This is a genomic window from Rhizorhabdus histidinilytica, from assembly GCF_900167915.1.
Classification (GTDB): Bacteria; Pseudomonadota; Alphaproteobacteria; order Sphingomonadales; family Sphingomonadaceae; genus Rhizorhabdus; species Rhizorhabdus histidinilytica.
Genome location: NZ_FUYM01000009.1, coordinates 123,835 through 147,069, shown reverse-complemented (window position 1 = coordinate 147,069; position 23,235 = coordinate 123,835). Strand labels below are relative to the sequence as shown.

Below are 23,235 nucleotides of genomic sequence, written 5' to 3'. Positions count from 1 at the left end.
GACCTGGAGAAACCCCCGGCAGGCGGGGGGGGTTCCGATTCCATCCCCGACGGGTTGCAATCCGGCCCTGCGCCCCTTATAGGCCCGCGCTTCCGCGATTTGATGGACGGTCCGGCTGTATGGGCTGCCGTGGCTGTCTGCAAACGTCGCATATCAGGAGACGAAAATGCCCAAGCTCAAGACCAAGAGCGGCGTGAAAAAGCGCTTCAAGCTCACGGCCACCGGCAAGGTGAAGCACGGCGTCGCCGGCAAGCGCCACCGGCTGATCAGCCACAATGCCAAATATATCCGCACCAACCGCGGCACCACCGTTCTCGCCGAGGCCGATACGGCCCGCGTGAAGCTGTGGGCCCCGTACGGCCTGAACTGAGGGAGGACCGCTAGATGGCACGCGTCAAGCGCGGTACGACCACCCACGCCAAGCACAAGAGGATTCTTGGCGCGGCGAAGGGCTATTATGGCCGCCGCAAGAACACCATCCGCATCGCGCGTCAGGCCGTCGAGAAGGCCGGCCAGTACGCCTATCGCGACCGCAAGGTTAAGAAGCGCTCGTTCCGCGCGCTCTGGATCCAGCGCATCAACGCGGCTGTCCGCGCCGAAGGTCTGACCTACGGCGTGTTCATGCACGGCCTCAAGCTGGCGGGCATCGAGCTGGACCGGAAGGTCCTGGCCGACATCGCCATGCACGAGGGCGAGGCCTTTAGCGGCATCATCGCCCAGGCCAAGGCCGCCCTCCCCGAAGGCGCCCGCATCGCGGCGTAAGTCTTCGGACAAGAGACAGGAGGGGCGCGGTGGCCATGGTCACCGCGCCCTTTTTGTTTTCGGCGTTTTCGTCCAACAATTCGTCATTCCCGCGAAAGCGGGAATCCACGGTTACGGGACATGCGATCTCCTGCGGGCCGCCGTCCATGGATTCCCGCTTTCGCGGGAATGACGATTGGGGAAGCGAATAGAGAAGCAGCCCAGCGTGTACATCATGGCCAGCGGCAGGCACGGCACATTGTACATCGGGGTGACCTCCGATCTGCTTGGACGAGTTCATCAGCATCGGGAAAGCTTGATCAAGGGCTTCACGAGCCGCTACGGGGTCTCGCGCCTCGTCTACTATGAAGGCTTCGACGACATGATCACGGCGATCACGCGGGAGAAGCAGCTCAAGAAGTGGAACAGGGCGTGGAAGATCGAGCTGGTCGAGGCGCGGAATCCCGATTGGGACGATCTCGCCGTGACGACGTTCGGATTTCCGCCGGGGCCGTGAACCCCCTTCCGTCATTCCCGCGAAAGCGGGAATCCACGGATACGGGACGCTGAATACCGGACGCTTCGCCGTCCATGGATTCCCGCCTGCGCGGGAATGACGAATGTGGGGTTGCAGTGACGACAGAGAATCAGGACGCGCTTTCGGAGATCGCATCGGCGGCGACGCTCGCCGATCTGGAGGCGATTCGCGTGCGCACGCTCGGCAAGTCGGGGACGATCACAGCGCTGCTCAAGACGCTGGGCGGGATGACGCCCGAGCAGCGCCAGGTCGAGGGGCCCAGGATCCATGCGCTGCGCGAGGCGGTGACCGCCGCGATCGCCGATCGCAAGGAAAGCCTGGAAGACGCCGCGCTCGAGGCGCGCCTCGCGACCGAGACGCTCGACATGAGCCTGCCGGTGTCGGCCGGCATGCAGGGATCGGTCCATCCGGTCGCCCAGGTGATGGACGAGTTGGCCGAGATCTTCGCCGACCTGGGCTTCGCGGTCGCGACCGGTCCCGAGATCGAGGACGACTGGCATAATTTCACCGCGCTCAACATCCCGGAGACGCATCCGGCGCGCGCGATGCACGACACCTTCTATTTCCCCGACCGCGAGGACGGGAGGAAGATGCTGCTGCGCACCCACACCTCGCCGGTGCAGATCCGTACGATGATGACCGACAAGCCGCCGATCCGGATCATCGCGCCGGGGCGGACCTATCGATCGGACTCGGATGCCACCCACACGCCGATGTTCCACCAGGTCGAAGGGCTGGTGATCGATCGCGGCATCCATATGGGCCATCTGAAATGGACGCTGGAGACCTTCGTGAAGGCCTTCTTCGAGCGCGACGACATCGTCCTGCGCCTGCGCCCCAGCTTCTTCCCCTTCACCGAGCCCTCGGCCGAGGTCGACGTCGGCTTCACCTGGGAGAAGGGACGCCGCGTGATCGGCGGCGATCCGGCGGCCGGCAACGGCGGATGGATGGAGATTCTCGGCTCGGGAATGGTGCATCCCCGGGTGATCGCCAATTGCGGCCTCGATCCGGACGAATGGCAGGGCTTCGCCTTCGGCTGCGGCATCGATCGGCTCGCTATGCTCAAATATGGGATGGACGACTTGCGCGCCTTCTTCGACGGCGATCTCCGCTGGCTCAGGCATTATGGCTTCGCCGCGCTCGACGTGCCCACGCTGTCGGGAGGAGTCGGCGCATGAAGTTCACGCTGAGCTGGCTCAAGGAGCATCTGGACACCGAGGCGAGCCTCGACGCGATTGTCGAGGGGCTGACCCGGGTCGGGCTGGAGGTCGAGGGCGTCGAGGACGCGGCCGAGAAGCTGGGCGCCTTCCGCATCGCCCGCATCCTGACCGCGGCGCCGCACCCGCAGGCCGACAAGCTGCAGGTCCTGTCGGTCGACGCCGGCGACGGCGGTGAGCCGCTGCAGATCGTCTGCGGCGCGCCTAACGCCCGCGCCGGGCTGGTCGGTGTGCTCGGCCGGCCGGGCGACTATGTGCCCGGCATCGACGTGACCCTGAAGGTCGCGGCGATCCGCGGCGTCGAATCGCGCGGCATGATGTGCTCGATGCGCGAGCTGGAACTGAGCGACGCGCATGACGGGATCATCGAGCTGCCGGCCGACGCGCCGGTCGGCGCGGTCTATGCCGACTGGGCGGGGTTGTCCGATCCGGTCATCGACGTCGCGATCACCCCGAACCGGCAGGACTGCATGGGCGTGCGCGGCATCGCGCGCGACCTGGCGGCGGCGGGCCTCGGCACGCTGAAGCCGCTCAACCTGCCGACCATCGCGGGCCAGGGCGAATGCCCGATCGAGATCGCTACCCTCGATCCCGAAGGCTGCCCCGCCTTCTTCGGCCGGGCGGTGCGCGGCGTCGTCAACGGCGACAGCCCCGAATGGCTGGCCAAGCGGCTGATCGCGGTCGGCCAGCGGCCGATCTCGGCGCTGGTCGACATCACCAACTATGTGATGCTCGACCATGGCCGCCCGCTCCATGTCTACGACCTGGCCAAGCTCAGCGGCCCGCTGGTCGCGCGCAAGGCGACGCCGGGCGAGGAGGTGCTCGCGCTCAACGGCAAGGTGTATACGCTCGACGAGACGATGACCGTGATCGCCGACGCCAACGGCCCCGACGACATCGGCGGCATCATGGGCGGCGAGAAGACCGGCGTCACGGCCGCGACCACCGACGTGCTGATCGAATGCGCCTATTTCACGCCCGAGGCGATCGCCCGCACCGGCCAGAAGCTCGGCCTGACCTCTGACGCGCGCGCGCGGTTCGAGCGCGGCGTCGATCCGCAGTTCCTTGAAGCCGGCCTCGCCATCGCAACCCGGCTCGTGATCGACCTGTGCGGCGGCACTCCGTCCGCGGTCGTCCAGGCGGGCACCCCGCCCTCGGGCACAAAGGCGCTGCGTTACGATCCGGCGCTGACCGAGAAGATCGCCGGCCTTGCGGTCGAGCCCGATCGCCAGCGCACCATCCTGTCGGCGCTCGGCTTCGGCATCGACGCGGTGTGGAACGTCTCGGTGCCGAGCTGGCGCCGCGACGTCGACGGCCCCGCCGACCTGGTCGAGGAGGTCGTCCGTATCATCGGCATCGACAACATCCCGTCGACCCCGCTGCCGCGCGGCGAGGGCGTCGCCCGGCCGACCGCGACCCAGGCGCAGAAGGTGGAGCGGCGCGCCCGCCGCACCGCCGCCGCGCGCGGCCTGAACGAGGCGGTGACGTGGAGCTTCATCAGCGAGGCGGAAGCGAAGCCGTTCGGCGGCGGTGCCTGGACGCTCGCCAACCCGATCAGCGAGGATCTGAAGGTCATGCGGCCGTCGCTGCTGCCCGGCCTTGTGGCCGCAGCGCGGCGCAATGCCGACCGCGGCGCCGGCAGCATCCGGCTGTTCGAGGTCGGCCGCCGCTATCTCGCCGACGGCGAGGGGCTGACGCTCGGCCTGCTGCTGGCCGGCGACCGCACCCCGCGCGACTGGCGCAGCGGCAAGGCGCAGGCGTTCGACGCGTTCGACGCCAAGGCCGAGGCGGTGGCGATGCTCGGCGCGGTCGGCGCGCCCGTCGACCGGCTGCAGCTGTTCGAGACGGTTTCGAGCGGAGTCTATCATCCCGGCCGCTCGGGCTCGTTGCGGCTGGGGCCGAAGACGGTGCTGGCCGAGTTCGGCGAGCTGCATCCGAGCGTCGCGCGCGCCTTCGATATCGACGGCACCGTCGTCGCGGCCGAGATCTTCCTCGACGCCGTGCCGGTCAAGCGCGCCTCGTCCGACCATATGCGCGAGGCCTACGCACCGCCCGCGTTGCAGGCGGTGCGCCGCGACTTCGCCTTCCTCGTCTCCGCCGACCGGGCGGCCGACGAGCTGCTTCGCGCGGTGCGCGGCGCCGACAAGGCGGCGATCACCGAGGCGCGGCTGTTCGACCTGTTCCAGGGCCAGGGCGTCGGCGAGGGCGAGAAGTCGGTGGCGATCGAGGTGGTGCTCCAGCCCAGCGAGAAGAGCTTCACCGACGCCGATCTCCAGGCGATCTCCGAGAAGATCGTCGCCGCCGCAGCCAAGCTGGGGGCCAGGCTCCGGGGCTAAAGCCGCAGGGCGAGGATAGCGGCGGAAGCTACAGCGGCGTCTTGTCGGTCTTGGCCGCGCTGGCGCGCGCGTTGTAGCTGTGCCAGGCGAAGATCGCGGCGGCGCCGCGGTGCGGGCTCCAGCCCTGCGCCAGGCGGCGCGTCTCGCGCTCGCTCGGCCGTTCGGGCAAGCCGAGCAGGCGGCCGACCTCGATCTGTACGGCGAGGTCGCCGGCGGGCCAGACGTCGCCACGGCCTTCGGCGAACAGCAGGTATATCTCCGCCGACCAGCGTCCGATCCCCTTGATCGCGGTCATCTGCGCGATCGCCTCCTCGTCGTCGGCGGGCAGCCGGTCGAAATCGATCGTGCCGCTCGCGACATGCTCGGCCAGGCTCCTGGCATAGGCGATCTTCTGCCGCGACAGGCCGGTGGCGCGGAGCAATTCGTCTGGGGCGGCTGCGACCGCCTCGGGGGCAAGGCCGGCGCCTATCATCGCTTCCATCTTCGCCCAGATCGCATTGGCGGCGGCGACGCTGACCTGCTGGCCGACGATCGTCCGCAGCAGCGTCTGGTAGCCGCGGTCGCGGATGCGCGGCGGGGGATAGCCGATCGTCTCCAGCATGCGCGCGATGGCGGGTTCCATGCCGGCCAGCGCATCGATGCTGCGGTGGAGCTGCTCGGCGGAAAGGCTCATTTCGGTTCCTGCTCTTGATTTCACCGGTCCCGCGCTACATAGGCGCGCGGAATCCGGATTATGCAAATCGGGGGAGTGGTAATGCCCAAATTGGTTGTCGTTACGCGTGAGGGTGAGGAATCGGTCCTCGAAGCCGAGACCGGCCTGTCGGTGATGGAAGTCATCCGCGACGCCGGAATCGACGAGTTGCTGGCGCTGTGCGGCGGCTGCTGCTCCTGCGCGACCTGCCATGTGTTCGTCGATCCCGCGTTCAACGGCCTGCTCCCCGATATGAGCGACGACGAGAACGACCTGCTCGACAGCAGCGACCATCGCGACGAGCGTTCGCGCCTGTCGTGCCAGCTCACCATGACCGACGAGCTCGACGGCCTGACCGTCACGATCGCGCCGGAAGATTGAGCTGTTAGGATCGGGCCTCGGCCCGATCCTCCCGATTCTTGCTTTTGTTCTAGCCCCGCACCGTGATCGCGTAGAGCGCGATCGCGGCGGCGTTCGAGATGTTCAGGCTCTCGACCTTGGGGCTGATCGGCAGCCTGGCGAGCTCGTCGCAATGCGCTTCGGTGTTCTGGCGCATGCCCTCGCCCTCGGCGCCGAGGACGATCGCGATCCGCGAATCCCCCATCACCTGCGCGAGCGTCCCCTTGGCGTGGCCGCTCAGCCCGATCCGCCAGAAGCCCGCCTCGGCGATCTCGTCGAGCGCGCGGGCGAGGTTGACCACCCGTACCCACGGCACCAGCTCCAGCGCGCCCGAGGCCGAGCGGGCGAGCGCGCCCGATTCTGGCGGCGCGTGGCGGTCCTGGGTGACGATGCCGACCGCGTCGAAGGCGGCGGCCGAGCGCAGCACCGCGCCCACGTTGTGCGGATCGGTGACCTGATCGAGCACGACGAGCGGACGGCGATCGTCCTGCACCTCTTCCAGCAGGTCGCCCAGCCAGATGTCCGGCAGCGGATCGACCTCGATCACCAACCCCTGGTGCGGCGCGTCGTGCGGCACCAGGCGGCCGAGATCGGCGGCGTCGGCATAGGTGACCGGGATGACCGGCGGGAGGTCGAGCGCGCTCACTGCCTCGCGTGTGCCCCACAGCCGCTTGACGGTGCGGTCGGGGTTGGCGAGCGCCGCGATCACGGCGTGGCGGCCCCAGAAGCGGGGACGGCCCTGGGCGGGCTGGGACGGACGATGGCCTCTGCGCATGGTCCTGCCTTACCGACGGTGGGGCGTTTCGCGCAAGCATTGCGGCGACAGAGATTTTTCCGGGCTTCGGGCGTTGACAGCCGGGTCCCGATTGGCCATTGAGCCGCCTCGCTTCAGGCGCCTTTGGAAGGGTGGCCGAGTGGTTAAAGGCAGCAGACTGTAAATCTGCCCGCGTGAGCGTACGCTGGTTCGAATCCAGCCCCTTCCACCATCAGCATGACATCGCGAGACGATCAGCCGGGGCAGCGGCCCGGTGATCCGGCCTGCCGTCCAGGGTCAGGCCGTCGCCGTCCGCACCCCGAGCAGCTCGGCCAGGCGTTCGAAGTCATAGCCCGAGAAGGCGCGCCGAGGCGGGCCGAACATCGGTACGCTCAACAGCCGATCGCTACGGAAATAGGCGCGCAACCGGGCGCGTGCGTCCAGCTGGTTCCAGAGCGCGACGGCTTCCTTGAGCCGCATATCGGCATAGCGCTCGCCGGCGACGACGAGCGTGCCGATGGCATTCGATAAGTCGGTGATCATGCTGCCCTCCCTGCATATCGGTGACGATGGGTGCCGGAGACGGCGGCCGCAACGATTGGTCGACAGCCCGAGCCCGGGAGGGGGTGGACCGATCCCGCGAATTTCCGATCGGTGGCCGTGGCTCGATTTGCGGTTTCGATCGTTGGGGCATCGAATCAAAGAGGGAGAAGTGCCATGGGTTGGATCATCGCGCTCATCGTCGGCGGCATCGCGGGCTGGCTCGCCAGCATCGTCATGAACCGCAACGCATCGATGGGAATCTTCTGGAACATCGTTGTCGGCTGCATCGGATCGGTGATCGGCAACGCGCTGGCCGGCCCGCTGCTGGGTGTCCGCGGCAGCGTCCAGCAATTCTCGCTGGTCGGCCTGCTGATCGCCTTCGTCGGCGCGGTCGTCCTGCTCGCGATCGTCAACCTGGTCCAGCGCAACACGGTTCGCTAGGGCGATTTCCAGGCAGATGGAAACATCTGCCCGACCCGGAAATCGCGGGTAAACAATAGGCCGGACGCGTGGGTCAGAGCGCGCAGCTCTGGCCCTCGCTGCCCGGTACGCGTTCCCACTGCCAGGCGTCGACCGTCTCGCCACGCGGCAGGTAGACGAGCGGGAAGACCTTGTCCTCGCGGCGGATGCGCAGGCGGATCAGCTCGTTCTGCTCGCCCTGGATGCTGTCCTGCGGTACCGGGTCGACGATCTCGTCGCCGTCCCGCAGGCCGGCGAGCGCGGCCGCCGATCCCGGCACCAGGCCGCGGACGATGCGCTTCGTCTGGGCGAGCACGTCGGTCGCGAAGCCCAGCTCGTATCGGCGCAGCTTGCGGGTGGTCCTCCGGAAGCAAGGACCGAAGGCGTCGGACGCCGGCAGTGGCATCGCGCCGCCCAGGAAGGCGCGGAAGTCATCGACCGCCCTGGGGCCGAGGTGCTGCGCCAGCAGCGCCTCCCAGTCGGCATTGCCAGTGGTCTTGCCCGCTTTCTCTACCGCCAGCATCGCGAGCATCAGGTCGTCGAGCGATTTCCGGCCGCCCGACGCCCTGCGCATCGCGTCGTCGACCGTGACGAAATAGAGCATGCCGCGATCATAGGGCAGCGTCCGCACCCTCGTATCGGCCCAGAAGCGCTTCGGCACCTCGCTGTTCGGCACGGTCGCCATCGCGCTGGTATAGTAGCGCGCGGCCGTCCAGTTGATGTCGGCGAGATAGGCCTCGGACGACAGCATGCCGAAGCGGAAGGGGAGGCGCGCCTGGTAGAAGGTCGCCAGCCCCTCTCCGAACCAGGAGGATTCGAGCCCAGCCGGCGTGGCGATGAACGGCTGGAAGGTGTGGAACATCTCGTGCGCCAGGGTCAGCCGGATTCGGCCGACATCCGATCCGTGCCCCTTGCCGAAGGTGGTGACGAACGCATGGTAGAGGCCGACGCCCCCGCCCGCGTTGATCGGGTTGTAGCGCAGGAAGACTCCATAGGGCGGCGATTCCTTCTGGCCGAAGAAGCGCGCATAATGGTCGTAGAGCGTGCCGGTCCAGGCGAGCAGCGCGGCGGCGTCGAAGCCGGGGTCGCCCTGCCAGGCGCCGAAGAAGCCGCCCGAGGGCAGCCTGGGCGGATAGGTGCCGATGCGCCCCGCCATGAAGAAGCTCATCCGCAGTTGCGCGCCGTCGAGCGGCTCGGCGGCGGTGACGGTGCCCTCGCCGAGCGAGCTGACCCCGCGGCTGCCCCTGGGCGCGCGGGCGAGATCCCAGCCATAGGTGGTGCGATAATGATGGTCGCCGGGTGGCAGCAGCAGGAAGACATGGCCCGCCGCCGACACGCCGCCGCCATCGGCCGAAAAGGCGAAGGGCGGCGCCGGCCCGCGCGGCGGCAGGCTCGCCTCGGCGGGGACGCTGTAGCGGACGGTGAGAGGACCCTCCACCGCACGGTCGGCCAGCCATTCGCGCGACGGGCCGCCGCCGACCGCATCGCGCATCCCGGCCTCGGGGAGGTCGACGTCGCGGCTGGTGAGGCGGAGCGGCCCCCTGGCGTCGCGCGCGCTGATCCCGGCGATGACGGTCGCGACCGTATCGACATTGCTGCTGACCATCGGCAGCCGGAGCAGCGGCTCGCCCTTGTTCGCGGTGACGCCGTCGAAGCGCAGGGTGACGCCGACGGTGCCGACCCTCGTCGGGGCGGCGGGTGCGGCGATCGGCGCCAGCGTCACGGCAAGGGAACCGTTCGATCCCGCCGCACCCGCCATGGAGGCGGTGGCGAGGGCGAGAGCCGTTGCGAGGCCCATCAGTCCGACCCTGATCGATCTCCGCTCCATCGCTCTCGCCTCGATAATATCTATACAAAGATGCGCAGGGCGTCGGGGCCCTGCGCATCTCCTTTCTCAGCGCAGGCGACGATCGCCTGCCATCGTCAGAAGGACCGCGCCAGGGTCACGCCGAAGGTACGCGGCTGGATGAACAGCGCGGTCGGCACGTTGACACCGTTGCGGTTGTCGGCGGCGGCGACGCCGCGCTTGTCGAACAGGTTGCGGACGTAGAGGTTCGCGCTCCAGACCTCGTCGAAGGTCAGCCCGCCGCGGATGTCGACCGTGGTATATTCGGGCAGCAGCATGCGCGGACGGGTCGCGTTCGCGGCATCGGTGACGAAGGTGCCGGCGCGGTCGCCGACATAGACGAGCGTGAAGCCGACATTGCCTTCCAGCCGGTCGGTCAGCGGGAAGACCTGCTGCGCCGTGACGTTGGCCGCCACCTTGGCCGAGAAGGGCAGGCGATCGCCGTTCAGGCCCTTCAGCCCGGTCGCGTTGGCGATGGTCGGCAGGTCCTCGGTCAGCGTCGCATCGGTGAAGGTCAGGCTGGCGTCGATGCTCATGCCCTGCCACGGCGTCAGGCTGGCCGCGAATTCGAGACCGCGGCTGCGCGCCTTGCCGCCGTTGGTCAGGAAGGTCAGCGAGCTGATCGAATCGGTGCCCTGGAGCTGGATGTCCTTCCAGTCGATCTGGAACAGCGAGGCGTCGAGCGTCAGCAGGCCGGGAACGACCTTGCCCTTGAAGCCCAGTTCGTAGTTGATCACCTTGTCCGAGCTGAACGACTTCGCCACCGACGGCGGGGCGGCGATGTTCGGACCGCCGGGGCGATAGCCGGTGGCGACACGGGCATAGGCGATGATGTCGCGCGAGAAGTGATAGCTCGGTGAGATCAGCCAGGTGAAGGCGCTGTCGCTCGAATCGGCGATGGTGGTGCCCGAACCGAACACCGGCGCGGTCTCCGGCGAGGTGTTCAGGGTCGACTCGTTGTGCTGCTTGTTGTGCGCGTAACGGCCGCCGACCTGGATATCGAGCTTGTCGGTCGCGTGCCAGGTGAGGTCGGCGAAGCCGGCATATTCGCGATAGGTGCCGGGGCCGGTGCCGATATAGGGCGTCGCGGTCAGGCTGCCGGAGGCGATCAGCGTCTGGTCGGTCGCGGCATGCTCGACGGTGTAGAAGCCGCCGGCCAGCCAGGTGAAGCTGGTGCCGATGTCGCCGCCGAGGCGCAGTTCCTGTGAGAATTTATGGGTGCGGTCGGCATTGGCGATTTGCACGGTCGGTGCCGTCGGCAGGCCATAGACCGCCTTCAGCAGGCCGCCGAACACCCTGCTCACGTCGCTGGTGATGACATTGTCGGCGCGGCTCCAGGCGCTGATCGAGGTGATGTTGACCCCGCCCAGTTCGAGCTCGGCGCGCGCCGAATAGAGCTGGAACTTCGCCTTATTGATCGAATCGAGCGAGTTGATCGTCAGATCGCCATAGACCGGCTCGAAGGTGGTGACCGCCGTCGCCGCGTTCGGCGAGCTGGGGAGCGTGCAGGCCGCGCAGACCGGAACGCCGCCGGCGGTGATCGCCAGGTCGCTGTTCATCGCGTCGGTCTTCTGGCGGAGCGCCGAGAGGACGATGCGGAAATTGTCGGCCGGCTTGATCAGCGCCGCGCCGCGGAAGCCCCAGACGTCGCGGCTGTTGACGTCCTTCGCCTTCAGCGCCTGCGGGTTGGCGTTGTTCAGATAGGCGGCATCCTCGCGCTTGAAGCCGCTGCCCAGCACCGCCAGCCAGTCGTTGATCGGGATGTTGACCGAGCCGCGCACCGCATAGCCGGTGTCGCCGTGCGAGACGGCGGTGCCGCCCAGCTCGATCCGGCCCGAGAACTCCTTGGTGTCCGGCTCCTTGAGGACGTACTTGATCAGGCCGCCGAGGCTCGACGCGCCGTAGAGCGTGCCCTGCGGACCGCGCAGCACCTCGACCCGGCTGACCGCACTGGCGTCGAAATCGGGCAGCGGCGGCTGGCCGGTGCCGGTGGTGCCGCCGAACTGGACGTCGTCGACGAGCAGCGCGACGGTCGGCGAGGTCGCGCCGCCGGTGGTGACGCCGCGCAGCGCCAGGCCCGAAACGCGCTGGTTCGAATATTGCAGGCCGGGAACCCGGTCGAAATATTCCGACAGGCGGTTGATGTTCTGGGTGGTCAGCGCGTCGGCGGAGATCGCGCTGATCGCGACCGGCACGTCGATCAGACGCTCGGCGCGCTTCTGCGCGGTGACGATGATCTCGCCCGCGGAGGCGCCGTCCTCGGCAACCTGGGCGTCCTGCGCCAGGGCCGGCATCGACGCCGCGAGCGCGACGGCCGCGGTCGACACCGAGATGACAAGCTTGAGAGTCTTCATTCTTCTGGTCTCCACTGAACCTGTTCGGATGTCCGCTCCGCCCGCGCGGGCGGTCCATCTGGTTTGACCTCTTCCTCCGGCCCAGGGGGTGCTCCCCGACGAGCCCCCTTTTTCGAGGCCGGATCAGGTTACCGGCGCACCTGCGCCATATTTATTCTGATTCGAGCCTCGCGAACCCGTTCGTGCATAAACTTTCGCCGATCATGGCCATCGCCGAGCAAGATTTCCCGGCCCTGGCGGCCGTCAGCGGCCGATCGCCGGCTGCGGCCGGCGGGCATAGGCGCGCAGCCCTTCCTCCAGTCCGCGCAGCCCGGCATCGAGCTTGTCGTCCTCCTGGCAGAAGCCGATCCGGACATGGCCCGGCGCGCCGAAATATTCGCCGGGCGCGACGATCACGCCGGAGCGCTCGATCAGCCATTCGGAAAAGGCGCGGCTGTCGGCGATGCCGGGCAGCGACGGGAAGCAGATGCAGCCGTCGTCGGGCAGCGCGCCGCCCATAAGCCCCTCGGCGGTCATCGCGTCGAACCACGCCTCGAAGCGGGGGCGGCAGCGCTCGACATAGCGGCGCGAGTTCGCCTCGAACAGCTCGGCATCGGACAGGACGTGCGCGGCGATCGCGTGCGACAGGGTGGAGATGCCGAACTCGATCCGGCCGTTGAGCCGGCGGAGCTGCTCCACCACCGCGTCCGCGCCGACGATCCAGCCGCAGCGCAGCACCGCCAGCCCGTAGATCTTGGTCAGGCTCGACAGGCTGATAACCGCGGGCGACAGCGTCGCGGCGGCGGCGGGCCGCCGCTCCTTCGACGCATAGTCGCCATAGACCTCGTCGACGACGAGCAGGAAGCCGCGCCGCTCGGCCAGCGCCGCGAGCTTGCGCAGCACGTCCTGCGGGACCGACATGCCCGAGGGGTTGTGCAGGTCGGACAGCACCACCAGCCGGGTCTCGGGGCGCAGCATCGCCTCGACCTCGGCGACGTCGATCTCGAAGCGCTCGCCATGGCGGCGGAAGCGGTCGATCGCCGCGCCCGACGCCTCGGCCAGATAGCCGAACAGGTCGAAGCCCGGGGTCTCGATCAGGACATGGTCGCCGGGACGGACGAAGGTGCGGTAGATCAGCGACAGGCCGCCGGTCGCGCCGGTGGTGCACAATATCCGGTCGCGGTCGACGCCGTAGCGCGCGGCCAGCATGTCGCGGACGAACGGGTTCCCGTCGCCGAACGCGCTGACATAATAAGGCGAGAAGGCCGGATCGACCGCCTCGAGCACGGTGTTGCGCAGCAGCTCGCGCGGCTCGGGGATCGAGCTTTCGAACAGGCTGACCGCCTGCCCGTCGCGCCCGCGGGCCATGGCGAGCGCGCCGCGGACCCATTGCGCATAGCTTTCCCCTTCGGGGGGCGACGGCCGTGCCGCCGGCAGATGTTGTTCGTTGGACATGCGCCCTCTCTACCGGCGCCCGCGGGCACTAATTATTCTATCTCGGAGACGGGAGCCGTCCTTGCGCATAATTTGATCGCTTATTCGGCCAAAGCGCGCATGGCTTGGTCGGCGGAGTCGCGGCGGCCCTTGAGGAACCAGTAGGCGAGCCCGACGATCAGCCAGCCGCCGACCAGCAGATAGGGGCGCGGATCGGCCTCGACCCCGAAGACGCCGACCAGCAGCGCGCAGACCACCCCGGCATAGCCGACCGCCACCACCGCCGGACGCGACAGGCGGAGCTGCGACCGCTGGTGGAGTTCGGGATGGCGGCGGGCGACGACGGTCGCCGAATAGGAGCAGGCCATATATTTGAGCATCGTCGGCACGTTGACCGCGAGCAGCAGGAAGATGAGGCTCGGCGGCAGCAGCAGCCCCGACATCGCGCAGGCATAGCCGAGCAGGATCGCCCGGTGCGGCGTGCCGAAGCGCGGGTGGATCGTCCCGATCGCGCGCGGCAGCGCGCCGTTGCGGCCCATCGCGAACAGGCTGCGCGAGAAGGTGAGGGTGGCCGCGTTCATCGACTTGACGATCGAGAAGCAGGCGGCGCCGACGATCAGCGGCACCGCGAGGTCGCCCAGCACCACCTTCGCCGCGTCGAGCAGCGGCGCCTGGCTGACGGCGAGTGTCCCGGGTCCGACCAGGCCGAGCGCGGTGAGCGCGACGAGGCCGTAGACCAGGGCGGTCAGCCCGATCGCCAGCGCGATGCCGAGCGGCACGTTGCGCCGCGCGTCGCGCACCTCCTCGCCGATCTCGACCGCCGATTCGATCCCTAGGAACAGGGTGATCATCAGCGGCACGACGGCGAGGATCGCGAGCGGCGGCGTGTCGAGCGGGTTGCCGACCAGCGACGGATCGAAATGCGGCAGCCCGGTCGCGACGAAGATGGCGAGGATGATCAGCAGCAGCGCCATGAGCTGCGCCTGCACCTTCGCCGCCATCGACACGCCGACATAGTTGAGCGCGAACACCGCGGTGATGGTCAGCGCCATGGCGGGCTTGAGCGGCACCGGGAAGACCATGCCGAGATAGCTGATCATCACCTGCGACAGGATCGTCAGCGCGCCGACGTTGGAGACGATGCGCAGCCAGGCGATGATGAAGCCGACGCCGGGATGGATGAAGCGGGTCGGCCATTCGTAGGACGCCCCCGATACCGGCAGCGCCGAACCGAGATAGGCATAGGCGACCGCGAAGACGAGCATCGGCAGCGCCGCGACGCCGATCGCCGCGAGCAGCCCCGATCCCGCCACTTGCGCCGTCGGCTGGAGGATCGAGAAGATGGAGACGCCGATCGCGGTGCCCGCGCCGAAGGTGACGACGCCGACCAGCCCGACGCTCTTGCGCAGGCTGGGACGCTCACCGGGGACGGCGGCCGGGGCGGTCACTTGGCCGGGCTCACAAAAGCGCGGAGATCGTGGACCAGCGCAGTGCGCGCCTCGACCCCCAGATAGGGGCCGTGGCCTGACGGATAGCCGTGAAAGCTGGTCCGGGCGAGCGGGATGCCGGCATGGGCGATCACATAATCGGCGCTGCCGAGCGGCGTGACGAGGTCATAATAGCCGGTGCCGACCATCAGCCGCATCGCCGGGTTGCGATTCATCGCCGCGGCGAGGTCGAGCGCATAATTTCTCCCCACCGGGACGCCCGGGCCGAAGCCGAAATCCCAGCGGCCGTTGACGTCACGGAAGGCGATCGGCTCGTAAGGGATGTCGAGGTCGACCTTCAGTGTCCTCCGCGCATAATCGTTCCAGGCGCCGACGAAGCCGGGGACATATTGCCCCATCGCCGGATCGTCGCCGACCGGATCGCCGCCCGCGCCCTGCAGCGGCAGGGTGAAGCGCGCATCGTACATGCCGAGGCGCTGGCCTTGGTCGGCGAGCAGCAGCCTCGCGAAGGCCGTACCCGAGATGCGCAGGTCGGCGGCGAGGATGTCCTTTTCCGACAATCCGATCAGTGCGGCCATCTCGCGCGCCACTGCGGTCTTGCGTTCGGCTGGCAGGCGCGATCCGGCATGGAGTGCGGAGAGATAGTCGCTCTCGATGAAGCGCCTCGCCGCCGCGACCTGCCCTTCGGGCGTGCAGCCGGCCGCGACCTTGCCGAAATGGCAGGCGGTGGCGGCGAGCGAGGGAAGGATCGCGACATAGCCGCGGTCTTCGCCTTCGCCGCGCGCCATCTCCATCGCCTGGCCGAGCAGGACGACGCCGTTGAGCGTCAGGCCGTCCATCGTCCCGGTCTGGGTCGGCCCGCCCGCCATCAGCCGTGCCATGACGGCGGCGCGGACCGTGCCGTAGCTTTCGGAGACGAGATATTTGGGCGAATTGACGCGGCCGTGGCGGCGCAGCCACTGCTCGACGACCTGGACCATCGCCTTGGCGTCCTGCTCGACCCCGTAATATTGCTCGGGCTTGCCGCCGGGCAGGATGCGGCTGTAGCCGGTGCCGGGCGGATCGATCAGCACGATGTCGGCGACGTCGAGCGGGCTGTCCGGGTTGGCGACGGTAGCGAAGGGCGCGACGGTGCGTGGCCGGGTCGGATCGTCGAAATCGACCCGGCGCGGGCCCATCACCCCGAGGTGCAGCCAGAGCGATGCCGACCCCGGCCCGCCGTTGAACGCGAAGATGACCGGCCGGCTGCCGGAATCCCTGACGTCGCTGCGGACATAGGACGTGACGAAGATGCTGGCGCCGGGCAGCAGCACCTCCTCGACCGCCGCCGCATAGCGCAGGCGGACGCCGCCGAAGTCGCCTTGCCCCTCCGACCGGAAGATGCGCGGCTGCGCCGCTGCGGCGGTGGCGGCAGCGGCGGGTGCCGGCGCGGCCGGCGCGGGGTTCGCCGGCAGTGCCGCGAGCGCCAGCGCCAGTCCGATTAGCGTGCGATCAATCCCCATGGAAATGCTCCCCATAGCCGAAGCCGACGGCGTCGCCGCCCGCGTCCTCGCGCGCGGCGACCTTCGCCGCCGGCCGGATCGCGGGCGCGGTGGTGAAGGGGGTGATGCCGAGCGCGGTGTAGATCTCGGTCGGGAAGTAGATCACCCCGCCCTTCATCACCATGCGCGGCCGGCGGATCGCGCTGATGTCCCTGGTCGGATCGCCGGGCACCAGCACGAGATCGGCGAGCTTGCCGCGGGCGATGCTGCCCAGCCGGTCGGCCCGGCCAAGGAACTCCTCGGCCCCCAGCGTCGCCGCGCGCAGCGCCTCGGCCGGGGTCAGCCCCGCCTTCACATAGAGCTCGACCTCACGCTGGACCGAGAAGCCGGTCGCGTCGTCGGTGCCCGGCAGCAGGCGGATGCCCGCCTTGTGGAGCATCGCGATCGTTTCGAGCATCTTGTCGTAGCCGGCCTGATAGGCGTCGGCCTCGGCCTTGTCGGCGATCGTGACGAAGGAGCGCTTGCGGTAGCGCTGGAAGCCGATCGGCATGTGCGACAGGAAGTCCTCCTGTCCCATTGGCACCTGCCGCGCCCGGCTCATCATCAGCTGCTCGAGGGTCACGGCGGTTGTGTCGAGCGCGATGTTGCGCTGCTTCATCAGCCGCACCGTGGCCTGGACCTTGTCGGACGCGAGGTCGAGCGATCCCGCGCGCGCCATCGCGGTCAGGCGCAGCGGCGTGCGGCTGTCCTCCTCGGGCCGCAATATCCAGCCGAGCATGAGCTGGTTGAGGTGGGCGATGGAGTCGTAGCCGTCCGCGATCACCCGGTCGGGCGTATCGAAGGCGGGGACATGGCCGGTGACGCGCAGCCCCAGCCGGTGCGCCTCGGCGGCGATCGGCTTCACCCAGTCGGGGTTCATCGAATTGTAGATCTTGATCTCGGCATAGCCGCGGTCAGCGTACCAGCGCACATCCTTCAGCGCCTCATCGACCGAGGCGGGGATGAAGCCGAAGCGCGCCGAATAGGGGCTGCGTCCCTCGATGAAGCCGTTGGGGACGATGCGCGGCCAGGCGACCTGCCCGGCGTCGATCTTCGACAGCAGGTCCTGCAGGAAGCCGTTGTCGTTGCCCATGTCGCGGGTCGCGGTGACGCCGGCGGCGAGGTACATCAGCCCCGACGGCAGCGTCGCGTGCGAATGCATGTCGTGCAGGCCGGGGTAGAGGGTGCCGCCCTCGCCGTCGATCACCACCTCGTCCTCGGGCTGTGGCAATCGGTCGTCGGCGATCACCTGGGTGATGGTGTCGCGCATGACGACGACGGTCGACAGGGGCGACAACGCGCCGCTGGCGGGATCGAACACCCGCACGTTGCGGATGCGGACCGGGGTGTCGAAGCGGTGCGCCAGCTTCTGCTGGAGCTGGAAGGCGCGCTCGGTCTCCAGTTCGGCGCCGAGCTTGCCGAGCATCGGAACCGCCGCCTCATGGCCGGCGCGGATCGTCGTGCCGTCGGCGCCTGGGCCGAACAGCGCGAACAGCTTGCGGTCCTTGTCGAGCAGCAGATAGCTCGGGTTGAGCTGCACCCCGGTGAGCCGCCACGCCGTCACCTCGGTCGCGGCGTCGCCCTCGCCGACGGTCAGCGTCCTGAGCTGTTCCAGCGCGATGCGGCCGGCGGGCAGGACGGCGATGCTGTGATCGGGCTGGGCCAGCGCGGCGCGGGCATAGACCCAGATCGCATAGGGACTGTCATCGTTGACGACGTAAAGCGGCGGCTGCTTCGCCTTGGCGCTGCCCTGGTCGGCCTGGCTGCTCCACTGCGCGCGGCCGGCGGACCAGCGATAGCTCTCGTCGACGGTGCCGCCCATCAGCGACGTGCCCTTGATCGTCCAGGCGGTGGGGATGCCGCCCGCGCCGAAGGTCAGCTCCTCGCGATGCTTGGGGCCGCGGCCGTTATTGTCGACCCGATAGTCGACGGTGGCCCGGTCGCCTTCGCCCTCGACGACGATCGATCCGACCGTCTCGCCGTTCGAGACGATCGACAGCTGCTCGGTCGCGGCGAAGGCTGCCGCCGACATGCCGAGCAGCAGCGAGGGGAACAGGGTCTTGAGGAGCAGTCGGTTCACGTGGCGATGCCTTCCGAAAGGGCGCGTCGATGGAGATAGGCCGTGGCGGCGAGGTCCTGCACGACATGGCCGAGCGATTTGTAGAGGGTGATCTGGTCCGGACTCTCGCGGCCCGCGAGGGTGCCGGCGAAGACCTCGCCGATCTCGCCGACGACATGGTCGTCGGTGACGAGGCCGGCGTCGCGCGCGACCGCCAGCTCCGACGCCTGGGCGAGCGCGCCGGGCCGATAGTCGGCGATGTAGCGGCCGGCGGCGACGAGGGCGCCGTCGACCTCGACCGGCCCGAGCATGCTCGACCCGACCAGGTTGACATGGGTCCCCTCGCGGACCCAGGCGCCGAACAGGATCGGCTCGGCCGAGCCGCTGACGGTGCAGATGACGTCGGCTTCGCCAGCGGCTCGCCGGCCGTCGGTGGTCGCCTCGACGGCGATCCCCAGGTCCCGCGAGAGCCGCGCCGCGAGCGTCGCGGTGCTGTCGGCCGATCGACCCCACAGCAGGATGCGGTCGAAGTCGCGGACGTGGCGCAGCGCGCGGATGTGCGTCTCCGCCTGGGTGCCCGCGCCGAACACCGCCAGCACCCGTGCGTCGGGCCGCGCCAGCGCGTCGGTGGCGGCGGCGGTGGCGCAGGCGGTGCGGATCGCGGTCACCGCCTCGGCGTCGGCGATCGCCTCCACCTCAGCGCTGTCGGCGGCATAGGCGACGACCACGCCGCGGTGGCGCGAGCGGCCGGGGCGGGCGGGATCCTCGGCGACGCTGACCAGCTTGGCGCCGAAGCTGCCGATCGCCGCGAGGTCGCCCGGCATCACCCCGAACATCGTCTTCTCGGCGATCCGCACGATCTGGCGCAGCGGCTGCGCCTTGCCGCTTTCCGACAGGCTGCGCATCGCCTGGCGCACCGCCGCGATGCAGCCCGGATAGTCGAGCAGCCGTTCGACCTGCTCCGCGTCATAATAGGCGATGTTCATGATGGCCCTTTCCGTGTTCAGCGGACCAGGGCGCGGATATCGTCGCCGATCGCCCTGGCCGTCGCCGCGACGGAATAGCCGGTATGGCCGCCATCATAATAGCGCAGCGTGACGCGGGCCGGGTCCCAGCCCGACTGGGTGGCGAGCAGCTCGGCCGCGCCCATCGTCGTCTGGGTGTCGTAGATGCCGTTGCCGATGAGCAGGCGGAAGCGCGGGTTGAGCGTCATCATCCTGCTGATGCCCTTGTAATAGGGCCAGTCGCCGAACGGGCTGGCGCTGTCACCCCAGTTCCAGTCCTCGAGGCTGGTGATGCCGATCGCCGGGACATAGGCATCCTTCCAGTCGACCTTCAGATCGTCGCGCAGATAGAGGGGGAAGAATTTCTGCACCCCCTGCATCAGCACGTCGGAGGGGTCGGGCGCGCCGCCCTTGTCGGTGATCGGCGCGGTGTAGCGCGCGTCGGCGCGGCCGAGCAGCAAGCCCCGGTCCTTGAGCAGCTCAACCCGATAGCGTTCCTTGGTGATCTTGAGGCCGTTGGCGAGATACCAGTCGGCGGGGATGCCGCTGAACTCGGCCAGCCGACCGGCGATCCGCCGCTTGTCGGCGTCGGATGCGGCGCTGCCCTGATAAAGGACGGTCAGATAGTCGCCCTTGGCGAAGGCGCGCGCCTCGGCGAGGAAGGCGTCGAGCGGGCGGCCCTTGCGGTCGGCGCGGCCATGGTACCAGCCGATCGCCGCGATCGTCGGCAGCGAGGCGACATAGCTGGTGATGTTGGCCGGCCGCTGCGAATATTCGATGATGTTGGCGGCCTGCCCGTAGAGGAAGATGCCGGCGAGCGGCAGCGGATCGGGGCCGTCGGCGAGCTGCCCGGCGATCTCGGCGGCGCGGTTGGTGCCGTAGCTTTCGCCGGTCAGGTAGACGGGCGACCGCTCACGCCCGTGTTGCTTCAGCCAGGCGCGGATGAACGCCGCGAACTGGCGCGCATCGGCCTTGACCGAGAAATAGGCCCTGGGATCGGTGCCCGGTGCGACGCGGCTGAAGCCGGTCGAGGCGGGATCGACGAACACCATGTCGACCGCGTCGAGCGGCGAATAGCCGTTGTCGACCAGCGCGAAGCTCGACGGATCGGCGGTGACGTCGTCGGGATAGGCGACCCGCTTCGGCCCGATCCCGCCGATGTGGAGATATTGCGCGGCGACGATCGGCCCGCCGTTGAACAGGAACATCACCGGCCGCGTGGCGGGATCGGCCTTGTCGCGGGTGTAGGCGAAGCTGACGATGCGGGCGCCTTCGTCGGCGCCGGTCGACACGGCGATGCCCTCGACGGTCGCGGTATAGGCGATCGCCTGCCCGCCGAAGCGGCCCTTGTGCCTGGTGACGACGACGGGGTGGTCGACCTGGTCGACGACGGCGACCGGCCCGGCCTGCTGGGCGGCGGCGGGAGCGGCAGCCAGAGCGATCATGAGCGCGATTGCGGGCGTGAGTACGAATGGATTGAAAGCGGCTTTCATTCTCATCTGCGGCGGGCCCTCCATATGTCCAATCTATGGGTGCCCTTGCGAAATGGTTATGCGAAGATTCGCGCCCTGTGCCGTGCCGCCGCATAGAATTTTCTCGGGAGGGGATGGGGCGCCCTGGCCGGGCGCTCCGGCGAGGGGATAATGTTAGCCGCCGATGGCTGCTTGCCCGGCAAATTTATGTTGCGCCGGACCCGCCTCCCCCGTCACATGTCCGCAACAGAATGAGGGGCCCATGACCGAAGCGCTGACGCCGATCGACATCAAGATCTTGGAGCAGGTGCAGAAGGACGCCGCGCTGTCGACCACCGAGCTGGCCGAACGGGTCGGCCTGTCGCAGTCGCCCTGCTGGCGCCGGCTCCAGCGGTTGCGCGAGGAGGGCTATATCGTCGGCCAGGTCGCGGTGCTCGATCGCAGGAAGTTCGGCGAGAGCCTCTACATCTTCGCGACGCTCAAGATGGTCACGCTGAGCGACGAGCAGCGCGCCGAGTTCAACCGCAAGATCGAGAATACGCCCGAGATCATGGAATGCCACACCATCTTCGGCGAACGCGACGTGCTGCTGAAGATCATCGCGGAATCGCTCGACTGGTATCAGAAGTTCATCTTCCGGGTGATCCTGAAGCTCCCTGGCGTGCAGGACGTCCAGTCGACCGTGACGCTGTCGGAGATCAAGCAGACCACGGCGATCCCGGTGCGCAAGACCCGTCTCTGACCCGCGAGGGCCGGCGAATACCGTTTTACATCGCGAATCCGCCGGGCCACATGGGGGCGCAACCCTCCCCTTCGGGACCTCAATCCTGCCATGCCATCGCCGATCCAGATCGAACGGACCCGCGTCGCCTATCTCTTCGGTGGCGATGCGCAGAGTGGCCTCGTCCGTAGATCCGGCGAGGACGTCCTCAACCTGGGCAGCACCGACATCTGGCGGCTGCGGTCCGATCCCGAAAATTTCGTGCGCCTCCACATACCGGGCAATTTCCACCGCGTTCGGGTGCGGCCGCGGCTCGACAATATCGCGACGATCCTCAACCTTGTCACCGATCCCGAGCTCAATCCCAAGGTGCTGGAAGCGGCGGACCGTTTCCTGCGCGGCTTTCCCGGCCGGATCATCAACGCGCCCGCCGCGGTGCTGGCGAGCGGACGCGACCGGGTCAGCCGGTTGCTCGTCGGAATCGAGGGACTGATCGTCCCGCCGGTCGCCCGCTTCAAGGGGCGGTCGCACCTCGCCCAGGCGGCGATCGAGCGGGCCGGCGTCACCTTTCCCGCGATCCTGCGCCTCCCCGGCACCCACAATGGCGAGGTGGTCGCGCTGCTGTCCGGGCCCGAGGAACTCGAAGCGCGGCTCGATCCGGCGAAGACCTATCTGCTGACCAGCTTCGTCGATGCGCGCGGGGGCGAGCCGCTCTACAACAAGCTCCGGCTCTATTGGTTCGGCGACGCGCCGCTGATGCGCCACCGGCTGGTGTCCGATCGATGGAACGTCCACGGACCCGACCGCGAACGCTTCATGCCGAGCCAGCCGCACTGGATCGAGGTGGAGCGCGACCTGCTCGCGCGGGGGCTGGACGGCCTGCCCGAGCCGGCGCGGTCGGCGATGCGCGCGATCCGGGCGCGGATGCCGCTCGACTATTTCGGGATCGATTTCGCGTTGCTGCCCGATGGCCGGGCGCTGCTGTTCGAAGCGAACGCTACGATGAATTTCTTCCCGCTGTCGACAAACCCGCTGTTCGATTACACCGCCGCCCCGATCGAGGCGGCAGCCCGTCCGCTGTTCGATCGGCTGATCGCAGCGGACGGGCGCTGAACCTTTACTTCAGCGACAGGATATAGTCGGCGATCTTCGCGGCCGAATCCGGGTTCTTGAGGCCGCCGAACGGCATGCGGTTGCCCGGCACCGTCTTCTGCGGCTCCTGGATGAAGGCGATCAGGTTGGCCCGGGTCCACTTGATCGGCGACTTCTTCATCGCGGGCGAGAAGTTGAAGCCCGCGACCTCGCCGGCCTTGGTGTTGGCGATGCCGAACAGATTGGGGCCGATCCCGTTCGGCCCGCCCTTTTCCACCTTGTGACAGGTGCCGCACACGCCGAAGACCGGCGGCTTGGGCAGCGGCGCGGCCAACGCGGGCGCCCCCAGCGAAGCGGCGACAATCGAGGCAAGTGCAAGGCGCTTGAGCATTGAAGACCCTTTCCAGCCCGCGCGGCCGCCATGGCCGCTCGCGGCGTCGGACCGTCTATTGCGGCCGTCCGCCTGTCGCAAGGCTGAACGACGCCCTTGCGGCCCGGCCCGGCTCCCTTAACTCCGATTGATTTGATCGCGTTTTTATAGCTAGATGGAATCGGAACGGGCCTGAATGGGGCAGGTTTCGTCGGTGGCGGCGGCTATTCGTACCCGATGAGCATTTGCCGGTTTGAC

General features: G+C 68.5%; 21 protein-coding genes and 1 tRNA gene. 10 read left to right on the top strand and 12 right to left on the bottom strand.

Annotated elements, in window-relative coordinates; all coding sequences use genetic code 11:
* The first annotated feature begins 166 nt into the window (after positions 1 to 166).
* From rpmI to pheT, 5 genes are all read left to right on the top strand, one after another.
* Positions 167 to 370 carry a 50S ribosomal protein L35 gene (gene rpmI / locus B5X82_RS18870; protein ID WP_022692209.1) on the top strand — a complete coding sequence of 68 codons (204 nt, stop codon included), beginning with the start codon at positions 167 to 169 and terminating at the stop codon, positions 368 to 370.
* Positions 371 to 384: 14 nt separating this feature from the next.
* Positions 385 to 762 (top strand): 50S ribosomal protein L20, encoded by a 378-nt coding sequence (gene rplT, locus B5X82_RS18865; protein ID WP_012048646.1) that lies wholly within the window; start codon positions 385 to 387, stop codon positions 760 to 762.
* A gap of 214 nt (positions 763 to 976) precedes the next feature.
* A complete protein-coding gene (locus B5X82_RS18860; RefSeq protein WP_223811439.1) occupies positions 977 to 1,258 on the top strand; it encodes a GIY-YIG nuclease family protein in 282 nt (93 codons plus the stop codon).
* Positions 1,259 to 1,374: 116 nt separating this feature from the next.
* On the top strand, positions 1,375 to 2,457 hold the full coding sequence (gene pheS, locus B5X82_RS18855) for a phenylalanine--tRNA ligase subunit alpha (RefSeq protein WP_079649724.1): 1,083 nt from the start codon (positions 1,375 to 1,377) through the stop codon (positions 2,455 to 2,457).
* The gene (pheT, locus tag B5X82_RS18850; RefSeq protein WP_079649723.1) at positions 2,454 to 4,832 is read left to right on the top strand and encodes a phenylalanine--tRNA ligase subunit beta; all 2,379 of its coding nucleotides are present in this window, start codon (positions 2,454 to 2,456) and stop codon (positions 4,830 to 4,832) included. The genes pheS and pheT overlap by 4 nt, the downstream gene beginning before the upstream one ends.
* 28 nt (positions 4,833 to 4,860) lie before the next feature.
* Here the strand turns inward: pheT and B5X82_RS18845 are convergent, their stop codons facing one another.
* On the bottom strand, positions 4,861 to 5,505 hold the full coding sequence (locus B5X82_RS18845) for a DNA-3-methyladenine glycosylase family protein (protein ID WP_079649722.1): 645 nt from the start codon (positions 5,503 to 5,505) through the stop codon (positions 4,861 to 4,863).
* An 81-nt stretch (positions 5,506 to 5,586) separates the two neighbouring features.
* Between B5X82_RS18845 and B5X82_RS18840 the strand changes: the two genes are divergently transcribed.
* Positions 5,587 to 5,904, top strand: a complete 318-nt coding sequence (locus tag B5X82_RS18840; RefSeq protein WP_079649721.1) for a 2Fe-2S iron-sulfur cluster-binding protein — start codon at positions 5,587 to 5,589, stop codon at positions 5,902 to 5,904.
* Positions 5,905 to 5,953: 49 nt separating this feature from the next.
* On the opposite strand, the gene rlmB is transcribed toward B5X82_RS18840, so the two are convergent.
* Entirely contained in the window at positions 5,954 to 6,697 is a 744-nt protein-coding gene (gene rlmB, locus B5X82_RS18835; RefSeq protein ID WP_079649720.1) for a 23S rRNA (guanosine(2251)-2'-O)-methyltransferase RlmB, read from the bottom strand.
* A gap of 125 nt (positions 6,698 to 6,822) precedes the next feature.
* Here rlmB and B5X82_RS18830 point away from each other — a divergent pair.
* Positions 6,823 to 6,908, top strand: a tRNA-Tyr gene (locus B5X82_RS18830).
* A 65-nt stretch (positions 6,909 to 6,973) separates the two neighbouring features.
* Here B5X82_RS18830 and B5X82_RS18825 read toward each other — a convergent pair.
* Complete coding sequence (locus B5X82_RS18825; RefSeq protein ID WP_079649719.1) at positions 6,974 to 7,219, bottom strand: hypothetical protein; 246 nt, start codon at positions 7,217 to 7,219, stop codon at positions 6,974 to 6,976.
* Positions 7,220 to 7,393: 174 nt separating this feature from the next.
* On the opposite strand from B5X82_RS18825, the gene B5X82_RS18820 reads away from it, so the two are divergent.
* Positions 7,394 to 7,660: a GlsB/YeaQ/YmgE family stress response membrane protein gene (locus B5X82_RS18820; RefSeq protein WP_079649718.1), complete on the top strand. Its 267-nt coding sequence runs from the start codon at positions 7,394 to 7,396 to the stop codon at positions 7,658 to 7,660.
* 73 nt (positions 7,661 to 7,733) lie between these two features.
* On the opposite strand, the gene B5X82_RS18815 is transcribed toward B5X82_RS18820, so the two are convergent.
* The 8 genes from B5X82_RS18815 to B5X82_RS18780 form a co-directional block, all read right to left on the bottom strand.
* Positions 7,734 to 9,506, bottom strand: a complete 1,773-nt coding sequence (locus B5X82_RS18815; protein ID WP_079649717.1) for a M61 metallopeptidase family protein — start codon at positions 9,504 to 9,506, stop codon at positions 7,734 to 7,736.
* Positions 9,507 to 9,601: 95 nt separating this feature from the next.
* Positions 9,602 to 11,878, bottom strand: coding sequence for a TonB-dependent receptor (locus B5X82_RS18810; RefSeq protein WP_079649716.1), 2,277 nt, complete (start codon positions 11,876 to 11,878; stop codon positions 9,602 to 9,604).
* Between the two features lie 243 nt (positions 11,879 to 12,121).
* Positions 12,122 to 13,312 carry a pyridoxal phosphate-dependent aminotransferase gene (locus B5X82_RS18805; protein WP_079649715.1) on the bottom strand — a complete coding sequence of 397 codons (1,191 nt, stop codon included), beginning with the start codon at positions 13,310 to 13,312 and terminating at the stop codon, positions 12,122 to 12,124.
* A gap of 80 nt (positions 13,313 to 13,392) precedes the next feature.
* Positions 13,393 to 14,739: an APC family permease gene (locus tag B5X82_RS18800; protein WP_079649714.1), complete on the bottom strand. Its 1,347-nt coding sequence runs from the start codon at positions 14,737 to 14,739 to the stop codon at positions 13,393 to 13,395.
* The gene (locus B5X82_RS18795) at positions 14,736 to 16,241 is read right to left on the bottom strand and encodes a S10 family peptidase (RefSeq protein ID WP_079649713.1); all 1,506 of its coding nucleotides are present in this window, start codon (positions 16,239 to 16,241) and stop codon (positions 14,736 to 14,738) included. Before B5X82_RS18795 ends, B5X82_RS18800 begins: the two co-directional genes overlap by 4 nt.
* On the bottom strand, positions 16,231 to 18,339 hold the full coding sequence (locus B5X82_RS18790; protein ID WP_079649712.1) for an amidohydrolase family protein: 2,109 nt from the start codon (positions 18,337 to 18,339) through the stop codon (positions 16,231 to 16,233). Before B5X82_RS18790 ends, B5X82_RS18795 begins: the two co-directional genes overlap by 11 nt.
* Entirely contained in the window at positions 18,336 to 19,304 is a 969-nt protein-coding gene (locus B5X82_RS18785) for an ornithine cyclodeaminase family protein (RefSeq protein ID WP_079649711.1), read from the bottom strand. The genes B5X82_RS18790 and B5X82_RS18785 overlap by 4 nt, the downstream gene beginning before the upstream one ends.
* A gap of 17 nt (positions 19,305 to 19,321) precedes the next feature.
* Positions 19,322 to 20,767: a S10 family peptidase gene (locus B5X82_RS18780; protein ID WP_223811168.1), complete on the bottom strand. Its 1,446-nt coding sequence runs from the start codon at positions 20,765 to 20,767 to the stop codon at positions 19,322 to 19,324.
* A gap of 289 nt (positions 20,768 to 21,056) precedes the next feature.
* On the opposite strand from B5X82_RS18780, the gene B5X82_RS18775 reads away from it, so the two are divergent.
* Together B5X82_RS18775 and B5X82_RS18770 are read left to right on the top strand one after the other, a co-directional pair.
* Positions 21,057 to 21,536 (top strand): Lrp/AsnC family transcriptional regulator, encoded by a 480-nt coding sequence (locus B5X82_RS18775; protein ID WP_079649710.1) that lies wholly within the window; start codon positions 21,057 to 21,059, stop codon positions 21,534 to 21,536.
* Between the two features lie 90 nt (positions 21,537 to 21,626).
* Positions 21,627 to 22,628 (top strand): ATP-grasp domain-containing protein, encoded by a 1,002-nt coding sequence (locus tag B5X82_RS18770; RefSeq protein WP_079649709.1) that lies wholly within the window; start codon positions 21,627 to 21,629, stop codon positions 22,626 to 22,628.
* Between the two features lie 4 nt (positions 22,629 to 22,632).
* Here the strand turns inward: B5X82_RS18770 and B5X82_RS18765 are convergent, their stop codons facing one another.
* Positions 22,633 to 22,998: a c-type cytochrome gene (locus B5X82_RS18765; protein WP_079649708.1), complete on the bottom strand. Its 366-nt coding sequence runs from the start codon at positions 22,996 to 22,998 to the stop codon at positions 22,633 to 22,635.
* Positions 22,999 to 23,235: the final 237 nt, after the last annotated feature.